Source organism: Ideonella sp. B508-1 (assembly GCF_000333615.1).
In the GTDB taxonomy this organism is placed as follows: domain Bacteria; phylum Pseudomonadota; class Gammaproteobacteria; order Burkholderiales; family Burkholderiaceae_C; genus Ideonella.
The window spans coordinates 1-11,228 of record NZ_BADL01000110.1 but is presented as its reverse complement, the minus strand read 5'-3'; the positions used below and the strand labels follow the sequence as shown (position 1 = coordinate 11,228).

General features: G+C 68.1%; 5 protein-coding genes. All 5 read right to left on the bottom strand.

Features of this window, described 5'->3' with window-relative positions:
• Nucleotides 1-153: 153 nt before the first annotated feature.
• Entirely contained in the window at nucleotides 154-5,643 is a 5,490-nt protein-coding gene (locus I73_RS30700) for an AbfB domain-containing protein (protein WP_022979551.1), read from the bottom strand.
• Nucleotides 5,644-6,139: 496 nt separating this feature from the next.
• Nucleotides 6,140-7,729 (bottom strand): methyl-accepting chemotaxis protein, encoded by a 1,590-nt coding sequence (locus I73_RS34560; RefSeq protein WP_148289683.1) that lies wholly within the window; start codon nucleotides 7,727-7,729, stop codon nucleotides 6,140-6,142.
• A gap of 202 nt (nucleotides 7,730-7,931) precedes the next feature.
• The gene (locus I73_RS04685) at nucleotides 7,932-9,155 is read right to left on the bottom strand and encodes a DUF1501 domain-containing protein (RefSeq protein ID WP_022979549.1); all 1,224 of its coding nucleotides are present in this window, start codon (nucleotides 9,153-9,155) and stop codon (nucleotides 7,932-7,934) included.
• 23 nt (nucleotides 9,156-9,178) lie between these two features.
• The gene (locus I73_RS25955) at nucleotides 9,179-10,720 is read right to left on the bottom strand and encodes a DUF1800 domain-containing protein (protein WP_022979548.1); all 1,542 of its coding nucleotides are present in this window, start codon (nucleotides 10,718-10,720) and stop codon (nucleotides 9,179-9,181) included.
• Between the two features lie 37 nt (nucleotides 10,721-10,757).
• Nucleotides 10,758-11,228 (bottom strand): rhodanese-like domain-containing protein (locus I73_RS33710; RefSeq protein WP_022979547.1); only part of this gene is annotated, 471 nt, incomplete at its 5' end.

Below are 11,228 nucleotides of genomic sequence, written 5' to 3'. Positions count from 1 at the left end.
CGTTGAAGTTGCGCGAGAACAGGGTGGCATCGTCCGCCGCGATGGCGACCGGGGCCGAGAAGGCCGTGCTCCAGCCGCCGACACAGGCCACCATGCCCGCCAGCGCGCGGCGCCGGTCGGGCTTCGACACGGAGGGGGAAGGCTGCCGCATCGTCAGTTCGCCGAGAGACGCCACTTCTGGCAGGCCGAGTTCACCCAGTTCCATTGCTCGACGTTGGCGCCATTGGCGGTGCTGCAGTTCTGCACATCGAGCACCAGCGCGCTGTTGCGGTTGGTCAGCCGATAGGTGCCGTCGCTCTGGCGCTCGAAACCCCAGCGCTGGGCCGCTGTTCCACTGGCCAGACCCTGCTGCAGCAGGACACCGGCGTCCAGCGCGCCCTGTGTGACCTGCAGGCGCATCGTTGGCGCATGGGCAGGGGCCAGCTCGAAGAAGCCATCGGCTGTGGGGATCACCGTCCAGCGCTGGTTGGCGCTGCCCGACGACGTCCAGGAGAACACCTGCGCGCCCGGTGCGGTGGAGGCCCCCGCCACGTCCAGCGCCAGCGTGGTGCTGAACGAGGGCGTCAGTCGGTAGGTGCCCGCGGCGTAGTTGTTCGGGCTGACCGGCTCGAGACGCCAACGCTGGTTGGCTCCGCCGTTCCATGTCCACTGGGCCACGGTGGCGCTCTCCGCGCCGGAGGCGTTGAGAACGTCCAGGACCTTGCCGCTGCTCTTGTTGACGACGCGGAAGCTGCCGTCGCCCAGGTCCTCCAGGGTCCAGCTCTGGCAGTCGTTGCCATACGAGGTCCATTGCTGAACCTTGGCGCCGTCGGCAGTAGAGCAGCCATTCACGTCCAGGGCCTGACCGCTGTGCTGCGCGAGCAATGTGTAGAAACCGCCACTCTGGCTGGTGATCTTCCAACGCTGACTGTCCACGCCGGTCCATGCGCCTTGGACGGTGGCTGTGCCCACGGTCGTGCTGCCTCCCCCCACGCTCAGCGCCTTGCCGCTGCTGACCGACACCAGCCGGTACACGCCGTTGGGCAGCGGTGTGGCGGGCGCGGGCTCGTCCCCGTCGATCTGCTGAAGATAGGCGACCAGGTTGCTCAGATCGGTTCCCGTGACGGTGTTGCCGGCATGGGCCTGCACAGCCGCGGCCAGTGTGGGCGCGGTGCCGTCGTGCAGGTAAGGCGCGGTGGCCCAGACACCGCGCAGCGTCGGAATGTCGATGCCGGTCAGCGGCTGACCCAGGCGGTTGCCGCTGGTGGCCTTGATCGTGCCGATGTTGCGCATGCCGCCGTTCAGGCTGCTGTTCGTGAAGTTCGGCCCACCATGGCAGCTGGCGCAAGCCGCTTTGGCGAAGACGGCTTTGCCGGCGATCGCGGCGTCGCTCAGTACACCCGCGGCTGGCCGGAAGGGGCTTGGGTCGAAGGTGTTCAGCGATGCCACATAGGCCGCCAGGGCATCCAGATCGGGGCTGATGCCGGCCTTCTTGTCACCCAGCGGCTGGCTGCGCGTGCCGGTGTTGAAGTCGGCGTCGGACATCAGGCCGGTGCCGCCGGCCAGGGTGCGAATCTGCCCCTCGAAGTCCTGGACCTCGTCGAAGTTGCCGCTCCAGTGCAGCAGTCCTTCTGCCATGCCGGCGTGGCCTCGCAGGCTGATCGTGTTGCGCAAGCCTTCGCCCTGACTGCTCAAGTCCCAGACTCGGCCATCGAACCCGCCGTCGGCGTGGCAACTGGCGCAGCTCATGTAGCTGTCCCGTGCCAGTCGGGGGTCCCGTGCGTCGTAGAAGAGCTGCTTGCCCTGCAGCACCTGCGGGCTCAGGCTTTCGTTGCCGACGCTGGTGGTGGTCGTGATCGGCGAGACCTGCAGCAGCCCATCGTCGATCAGTGGGCTCAGGTCGATGACACTGACAGTGCGGTCCATGAAATTCTGGACGTACAGCGTGCGGCCGTTGGCGGAAAGCTGCAGGGCCTGCGGTGCGCGGCCGACATCGAACTTGAACAGCTCACGGTTGCCGATGGCGTCCACCACGGCAACCTGGCGGCTGGTTTCCAGCGCCACGAAGAGGTAGGCGCCGCTGGGATGGAAGACGGCGGCCGTCCCCAGGCTGGAGTTGTCGTGGTCCACGCGCGCGGCCAGCGTCTCGGCCATGGCCGAGAGGTCGATCTTCGAGCTGATGGCCCGCACCGTGTTCTGAAAGTTCAGCGGTTGGCCATTGAGCGTGGTGCCTCGCTTGATGTTGTCCTGCTTGGAAGGTACCCAGGCGCTCTTGCCGTCCGGCGAGATCACCGCGGCGGCCAGGTAGTTCGGGATGCCGCTGCCCTGTGTCTCGTTGTCGACCTTGTCGCTGTGGTGCAGCACGATCGTTCTCGTCACCGACATCGATCCCGTGTCGACCACCCGCACTTCTGCGCCGGCGCTGCTCGTGTCGATCGTCTTGGTGCCTTCGCCGGGCAGGGGCGGAGTGATGAAGCGCGAGACCAGCACCGTCGTGCCATCGCCCGTGATGGACAGGTGGCGAGGCGTCGAGCCGACGTTCAACGCCGCCTGCTGGACGCCACTCCTGCCGTCCAGCTTGAGGAGCTGACCGGTGGCTTCCAGTGCCAGGTAGGCGCTGCCATTCGCGCTGAAAAGCAGGCCGTGCGGCTGGGATCCCCGGGCCAGGCTCACGGTCTGCACCACGGCCAGCGTGGCGGGGTCGATGATGCTGATGGTGGCATCGTCCTTGTTGACGACCCAGACGCGACCATCCGGCGCAATGGCCACGGAACGAGGAGAGGCGCCGACCGCTGGCTCGCCAACGCGGGCGTTGTTGGCCGTGTCAATCACCGCGACGGTGCCAGCATCCGGATTGGCGATCCACAAGCGGGCTGACGCCCCGCTGCGCGTTTCCAGGGCCATGGCCGAGGAGGCACGCGGCGCCTGCGCGGTCGACGCCGTGGCCACCGCCTGCACGAAGCTTGTGGTGGCGATACGGCCATCTGCCGCCCGCACGGTCAAGGTGACGCCATAGACCCCCGGTGCGGTGAAGCTGTGGTTCACTGCACTGCTGGCCACGAAAGCAGTGGCGGCAGAGCCGTCACCGAAGCTCCAGCTGAAGGTCAGCCCCGGGGTATCCAGCCCGGGCGCGTAGCTGACGGTGTCACCACTGTTCACCACAGGGACGCTCAGCGCCACCGAAGTCGGCAGCGGGATGGTGGCCGGCCAGGGCACGAAGCTCGCACGACCGAGGAAGTCGGTGTCGGTCTGCTGTGGGTCGATCCACAGCTGCCCGTCGACGTGCCGCACCAGCACACGATCCGGGTAGTTGTACGAACGCAGCGTGGTGCCTTGTCCGCTCAGACCGGCTTCGGGGCAGAAGGTGGCGTCCTGGGCGAACTGGGCCGATCCGTCGTTGGCATTGAGCTGGAGCCGGTAGGCGTAGTGGCGCAGGAAGCGCCCGGGAGTGTCCTGGGATTCGAAGGACACGCAGGCGGCATTGGCCAGGCCGTCTCGCACCAGGTAGGCGCTGCCGCCGGGCAAGGCGCTACCAGGGACGGTGGCTGTCAGGGTGGCGTAGCCAGGGTCCGTGGCTGGCGCGCTCAGCAGGTTGCCGCTGAAGGTGGCGGGATCGAGGATGGTGGCGGTGTTGCGGGTCAGTTGGGCCGCCGTGGGGATGAACGTGGCATTTGCGGCGAAGGTGGTGTCCGCGGCTTGCGTGTCGACCCAGAGTTCACCGTTGCGCTGCCGGATCACGCGGTCCGGGTAGTTCTTCGAGCGCAGCGTCATGCCGCGCCCCGCCAAGCCGGGTTCGGGGCAGAAGGTGGCGTCCTGTGCGAACTGCCCGCTGCCATCATTGGGGTTGAGCTGGAGCCGGAAGGCGTAGTGCCGCAGGAACTGGCCCGGCGTGCTGGCCGATTCCAGCGAGACGCAGGCCTCGTCCGCCAGACCGGGCCGGGCGACGAAGGTGACGTTCGAGGCGGGCAGCAGGCCCGGCGCTGAAGGCACGGCAATGCCCAGTGCGCCGTTGCCGCTGTCGAAGCCCAGCGCGTTGGCGGGTTGGTCGCTGAGTCCGAAGGTGTAGGTCGTGCCCCGCTGCAGAGTGGCGTCGCTGGCCGGTGCGCCATTCATGCCGAGGGTGATGATCGTGCCGCGTGAGGGTGTGCCTGCGGCATTGATGGCCACCACCTGGTAAGGCCCAGGGGGGGCGATGGTGTTGCCGGGCAGCGTGGCCGAGAGGCGGCCGTTCGTTTGTGTGAACGTGAGCGGAATGCGGCGCTGGCCGCCGTTGAACGAGTGCGTGCCGCGGCCGGCGCCGATCAGAACCAGCTGCGAGACCGGGGCGGTCGACGCCATGTCGAGCAGCAGCGTCGCGCCGTTGGCCTGTGCAAACCCGTTGATCGCACCGATGACCGGGCGGGCTGCCAACTGAGAGCCGCCGTTCACGGCCGTGAACAGCTGCGGTGGGTAGTAGACCTCGGCATTGAGGTTGTTCACCGGTCCGGGGGCCCCGCCGCCCATGGTCAGAATGGTGCCGTTGGGCAGCAGGATGGATGAGGAGTGGTAGCCGCGGTAGATGGCCGCGCTCGGGCCCGTCTGCCAGGCGCCTGTGGCTGGATCCCAGATCTCGACCGCGGAGGAAGACTGCGCTGGTTGACCCTGGTACATGTTGCCGTAGGTGGTACCTCCGGTCACGACGACCTGGCCACCTGGCAGCACCACCATGTTCGGGTAGCGCCGCTTGTTGGCCATCGGCTTCATCTCGGTCAGGACGGGCGTGGCACCATTGATGTCGATGCTGGTCGCCAGGTTGCTTGCAGGCAGTTCGTCTGCGTTGTAGGAGCCGTTGCCGCCGACGATGAGCACCTTGCCGATGTCGTACATGACGGCGCTGTTGCTGGCGCCCACATTCACCGGGTTGTTGGTGCTGGGCGCCTGCTTGAAGGCGCCCTGGATGGTGATGGTGCCGTTGCCCGTGGCGTCCAGCGACCACATGCGTTCGGCCGACACGCCGAAGACCTTGCCGCTCGGGGCCACCCAGGCGCGCGGATACGAAGCGCGGAGATAGTCCGGCCCGAAAGCATCGCGGCTGTAGGCCCCCAGCAGCGAGTGCCAGTTGCCGTTCTCGAACACCTCGGGGGTCATGGAAGCCAGACCTTGCGCCACCGCCTGGTCGGGGTTGTTCTGCATGTCCTCGGAGTAGGGGACCATGCCGCCGACGACGAGCGGACGGCCATCCGGCAGGGTCAGCATCGTGGTGTACCAACGCGCATCGGCCAGCACGGCGGCAGGTGTCGAAACGCTGTTGGTGGCGGGGTTGTAGAGCGTGCTGGTGAGGCCGTTGTTGTTCGTGCCGTTGCCACCAGCGATCAACAGGTTGCCATCGGAGGTGAAGGCTGAACTCGAACAGAAGCTGTCCTGTTGCTGGCTGTTGTAGGTCGTGATGTGGCTGTTGGCCGTGAAGCCGAGTGTGGGATCCCACACGTCCAGCATGCGGCCGTCCTGCACGTTGGGGTCCGCTGTCGTGCCATAGGTCAGCAATTTGCCATTGGGCAGCAGTGCGTAATGCAGGCCATTGAGCGGCCAGTTCTGCACGCCGCTCCACATGCCGTGCACCGCGGCATCGGCGGGAATGCTCAGTCCGTTGAGCAAGGGATCAGCCACCACCGGGACAGGCACCATGGGCGTCGATGTGCTTGTTCCCATGATCGCCAGGGCGTGCATTCTGGAAGCCGCTGCCGAAGCCGTGCCGTCATTCCCCCCTCCGCAGGCAGTGAGTCCGGCGGCGACGAATGCCAGTGATGCGAGCGCCCATGCCGGGGACAGCCTCCACCGCGGGGATTCGGGCGCTTCATGGCGACCGAAGTCGCAATGCGTGTGGGTGTTCTTCATGGGGTACTTCTTGCCTGGCGCTTTGCCCGCAGCCGTCCATCTGTATGGAACTGCAACAAAAAGTATCCGATGTAAGTTTTTTTTGATCAACCTCAGTTCGTGGGATGCGGCTTACCGCTAGCCGTCAGGCGGGGGATGTGGAGAAAGGTCTTGGCAAGCAATGACGGGTCGGAGGCCCTGGCCAGTGCTGGCCAAACAGGGCTGGCACGCCGACCTCGGTCGAAGCAGGACGTCGGACGCTCCTTTCAAAAGGCCGGAGCGTCCGGGGCAGCGAGGGCGGCCAGGCTCACGCCACCGATGCGTGTGCCATACCTTCATTGCGGAGCTTGAACACCGCCACGGCATGCACCAGTTGCTGGGCCTGGGTTTTCAGGTTCTCCGCTGCGGCGGCGCTTTCTTCCACCAGGGCGGCGTTCTGCTGCGTGGTCTGGTCCATCTGGCTGATGGCGCCCCCGACCTGGGAGATACCGCTGCTCTGTTCGCTGCTGGCCGAGGTGATCTCCGCCACGATGTCGCTCACGCGCTGGATGGACCCCACGATCTCGCCCATGGTCTTGCCGGCCTGGTCGACCAGCGCGGTGCCCTGCTCGACCTGCTCGACGCTGTGGCCGATGAGCGACTTGATTTCCTTGGCGGCTTCGGCGCTGCGCTGTGCCAGCGAACGCACCTCGCCGGCCACCACCGCAAAGCCACGGCCCTGTTCACCGGCCCGGGCGGCTTCCACCGCGGCGTTCAGGGCCAGGATGTTGGTCTGGAAGGCAATGCCGTCGATGACGCCGATGATGTCGCCGATCTTGCGGCTGCTGTCACTGATGCCTTGCATCGTGGCGACCACCTGGCCGACCACCTCGCCGCCGCGTGCGGCCACGGCCGAAGCGCCCTGGGCCAGTTGATTGGCCTGGCGTGCGTTGTCCACATTGTGGTGAACGGCGGTGTTGAGTTCTTCCATCGTCGCCGCGGTCTGCTGCAGGGCGCTGGCCTGCTCTTCGGTGCGCTGGCTGAGGTCCTGGTTGCCCTGGGCGATCTGGGCGCTGGCGGTGGCCACGCTGTCGGCGTTCTGGCGCACCGAACCCACGGTGCGCATCAGCGAGGCCTGCATGTCATCCAGAGCCCGCATGAGTTCGGCGGCTTCGTCGCGGCCGCTCACCTCGACCCGCTGCGTCAGGTCGCCCTCGGCCACCTTGCGCGCCAGGGTCACCGCGGTTTGCAGGGGTTTGACGATGGAGCGGGTGATGGCCCAGGCGCACACCACGCAGGCCGCCAGGCCCACCGCCGTGAGCAGAGCCATCACGATGTAGCCGCGCTTCTGGGTGGCCGCGGCGGCGGCGGCGGATGCGTCCGAAAGGTCCTTCATGTAGTTGAACAAGGCCTTGCCGGCGGTGTCGGCCTTGGCATAGGTGGCCGCCGAATCCGCGCTGATCAACTGGGCGGCCACGGTCGATTGGGCCGGGTCGGTGGCACTGGCGCGAGAGGCCTTGCGCACGGGCTCCCAGGTGGCCCGGTAGGCCTGCAGCGCGCTCTTGAAGGCTTCGATGTTGCGGCGGTCGGTGTCGTCCGAGATGTCCTGGCGGAGGTACTTGTCCACCGTAGCGTCCAGGGCCTTGTCGTTGTCGGCCAGTTGGGTTTCGATGGCCTCCATCGATGGGGTGTCCACCGAAGCCACATGGGCATATTCCAGCTGGCGCCGCAGCGCCAACTGGCCGATGCCCGTGTGGGCGTCTTCGTAACTGGGGACGATGTTGCCCTTGAAGTCGTCCAGGGCGGCCGACAGACGCGTCATCTGGAAGACGCCGGTGCCGGCAAAGGTCATCAGCAGGACAAACATGGCGCCGAATGCCAGGCCCAGGCGCAGGCCAATCTTGAGGTTTCCGGTCACGATCCGCTCACGGTTGAATTCGGTGAAGAGATCCCCGCCCTGTCGCGCAGAGAGGGGGAGTGCCCCATCTTCTGTGAAGAGCTTCACGCGCCTTCACACAAACAGAGGGTCAGGATTCACCTATATCGGCGGATGGCTTTACAAATGAAGGGTGGAAGGGCGAGTTCTGCCTGGGGCCGCCAGGGGCGCTGTGAGGCGGCTCTCAGACCAGACCCAGATCGCGCGGCCTGGCGCCCGGGAAGATGCCGTCGATCTGGCTGGGGGAAAGGCCCCACATTCGGGTGAACAGGCCACCCAGCAGGGCGCGGTAGTCGTTGAGCACCGGCCAGTCCCGGTTCTGAAAGAGCGTGTCACGCCCCAGGGCCACCTGTTCGCCGGCGATGCGCGCGCCGCGCAGGCCGCCGCCCAGCACCCAGTAGGCGCTGCCGTGGCCGTGGTCGGTGCCGCGGTTGCCGTTCTCGCGGAAGGTGCGGCCGAATTCGCTCAGCACGACCACCGTGGTGTGGGCCCATTGCGGACCCATCTCGGTGGCGAAGGTGGCCAGGCCCTGGCCCAGCTCGGTGAGCCGGCTGGCCAGGGCGCCGCTGGCGCCGCCCTCGGCCACATGGGTGTCCCAGCCGCCGACATCAATGAAGCCCAGGCTCACCCGATCGCGCATCAGCCGCGCCACCCGCTGTGCTTCCAGCGCGAAGCCCTTGCTGCCGATGGCGTTGCGGCTGGCGGCTTCCATCTCATCGGCCATGTCGCGCGCCACCTCGTCGCGCACCTTGAAGCCGCCGCTGACCTGGGTGGCCAGCCGGGTGCCGGCGTACATGCGTTCGATGGCCTGGGCCTGGGGGGGGCTGAAGGCGGGCTTGCCCAGGTTGCGCAGGGCCTGATTGGCCACGGGCACCGGCCCACGCAGGGTGAGTGGCACCTGGTCGGTGAAGGCCATCGCCTCCAGCCGCGAGGGGCCGGTGTTGGCGCCCAGTGCGGCGGCCAGCCGGTTCATGAAGCCGCTGCGGAAGTCACGCGTGCCGTTGTCGGCCTGGCCCAACTCGATGCGGTCCTGCGTCTCGAAGTGGCTGCGCGAGGTGTCGGCGCAGCCCGCAAAGGGCACGAAGGCGAGCTGGCCCTGCGCCCACAGAGGGCCCATGCTGGCGGCCACCGCGGGCGCCAACCCCCAGCTGCCATCCAGGGCCGTGGCGGCCAGCGCGGCCTGGCCGGGGGCCGGCACCGCGATGTTGGGGCGGGCTTCGTAATAGAACGGTGCCGAATAGGGCACCAGCAGGTTGGCCGCGTCATAGGCACCGCGCAGGAAGACCAGCAGAAAGCGCGGGGTGGACGGGTTGGCCGGGGCATCCGCGGCCCACAAGCGGGTGCCTCCCAGGGCCAGGGAGCCGGCACCCAGGGTGCCCAGGGACTTCAGGAGCAGACGGCGGTGCATGGCAGGTCTCCTGGACGCGCGCTTCAGCGCTGCATGAACTCGGGGGAAGACAGCAGGAAGGTGGCCCATTCCTGGGGCGAACTGGCCTGATCGAGCGTCTGCCGTGTGGCGGCGGCCAGGCGCGGCGCGATGCCTTCGTAGTAGAGCGGGTTGGCCAGCTGGGGGAAGGCCGGCCGGTCGCTCTTCTCGCCTTCGACACGGAACAGGCCGGCGCTGCCGCTGCCGATGGCCCGCGCGATCTCGAAGCGTGTGTTGAGCTGCCCTGGGCCGGCCCAGGCCGACTCATCCAGGGGGTAGCCGTCGGGCGTCTGGTGGTTGTAGGGCGCCTGCCCGAGCCGGTAGAGCCAGCCCTGCATCGGGCCGGTGTTGAGCACAAGCTTGGTGTCATAGGCCAGGCGCACGGCCGAGACGACGTAGTGCTGGGGATCCTTGAACTTGTGCCCCAGCGAGGCTTCGAACTCGGGCGAGTGGATCAAGGTGCGCATCACCTCGGCCATGCGTCCGTCGGTCTGCTGCCAGCGCTGCGCCATGCGCTCCACCAAGGCAGGCGGTGGCGCATCGGCCACGAAAGCCTGCGCGAGCTTGCGGGACACGAAGCGCGCCGTGGCCGGATGGCGGGCCAGCGTGTCCAGCACCTGGTCGATCTCGCCCAGGCCCTGGCCCTTCACGTGCAGGCCCAGCAGTTGCTTGTCGCCGCCATCGTGCCGGGCCGGGTTGAACTCCATCAGGCCGCGGCGGACGTACTGGGCCTGCAGGGCGGGCTTGAGCCGGGGCTCGGTGCCGCTGAGGTTGACCCCCAGGCCCGTGAGCACGCGGGCCAGTTCCTGCACATCGTGCTGGCTGTAGCCGGCCTCCACGCCCAGCGTGTGCAGCTCCAGCAGCTCGCGCGCGTAGTTCTCGTTGATGCGGCCCACGGCGTTCTGCTCGTTGTCCAGGTAGCGCAGCATGGCCGGGTGGTGAACGGTGTAGCCCAGCAGATCGCGGAACCGCCCCAGGGCGCGCGTGCGCAGGCCCTGTTCGTAATCGCCCACCATGGCGCGCAGGTTGTGCTTGTACTGGTGGACGTTGAAGTGGTTGAACCAGAACCAGGTCAGCTGTTCCTGGATCTGGTTGGGCGAATAGAGCGCCATCAGCAGGGCGCGGCTGGCGGCCTCGCGCGACAGCGTGTTCAGGGCCTGCTGGTAAGCCTGTTGGGCCGCTGCCTTGGCCGCATCGTCCTGCAGGGTGTCGGCGGCCTTGCGCTGCTGCTCCAGCTCGCCCACCAGGGTGGGCAGGTCCCGCTGGCTGATGGACAGGGCACCGATCCTGGCCTGCAGCTCCGGCGGCAAAGGGGCGCGGGCGGACAGCTGCGCGTCGAGCCAGGCGCTGCGACCGAGCCGGCGCAACTCGGCCAGGTCGGTGCTGCTCGCCCCCCAGGCCAGCCGGTCGAGCCAGAGGGCGTCCTGGGCGACCGTGTGGCTCCGGGGCGCCGCCGGTGGCGCAGCGGGGGCCGAGGGCGCCACGGTCGTGCACCCCGGGGTCACCAGGGTGGTGGCAAGCAGGTGAAGGGCGTGGCGACGCTTCATGGCATTGGGGGGATGCCAGGAATCAACGCGCTGCCGCTCATCCCGTTGACGTCAGCAGCGCCACCCCTCCCGCCAGGCTCCAGGCCCGGGCATGCCCCAGCCGGCGCAGCAGCCGCGCGGCCTGGGCACTGCGTTGGCCACTGCGGCAGATGAACAGCAGCGGCGCGTGGGTGAGGCCCGCGTTCGCCTCGCCCGCCCCTCCTTCCGGCAGAACATTGAGCAGTAGGCTCAGCGGCAGGGTCTGGCGGGGCAGGCCCAGGGTGGCCAGATCCTTGTCGTCCCAGCCTTGTTCGTGGGCTTCGCGCACGTCCACCAACGTCAGCCCGGGGTGCTCTTGGGCCAGGGCGGGCAGGTCGGCGGCCTGCTGCACCAGATCCTGCACCGGTGCGGCGGCAGGCGGGCGGGTGGGGTGGGCCATGTGGCCGGCGGGGTCCCGGTGCGGCAGGCACAGGGTCTCGGGCGTCAGCCAGGCGGCCAGGCCCGCCTCCACGCCAGCCTCGTCCGCCGC

Coding starts and splice junctions, on each gene's coding strand:
- I73_RS30700 (WP_022979551.1), bottom strand. CDS start 5,643: ATGGTGCCTGTCCCGGTGGTGGCTGATCCCTTGCTCAACGGACTGAGC.
- I73_RS04685 (WP_022979549.1), bottom strand. CDS start 9,155: ATGCACCGCCGTCTGCTCCTGAAGTCCCTGGGCACCCTGGGTGCCGGC.
- I73_RS25955 (WP_022979548.1), bottom strand. CDS start 10,720: ATGAAGCGTCGCCACGCCCTTCACCTGCTTGCCACCACCCTGGTGACC.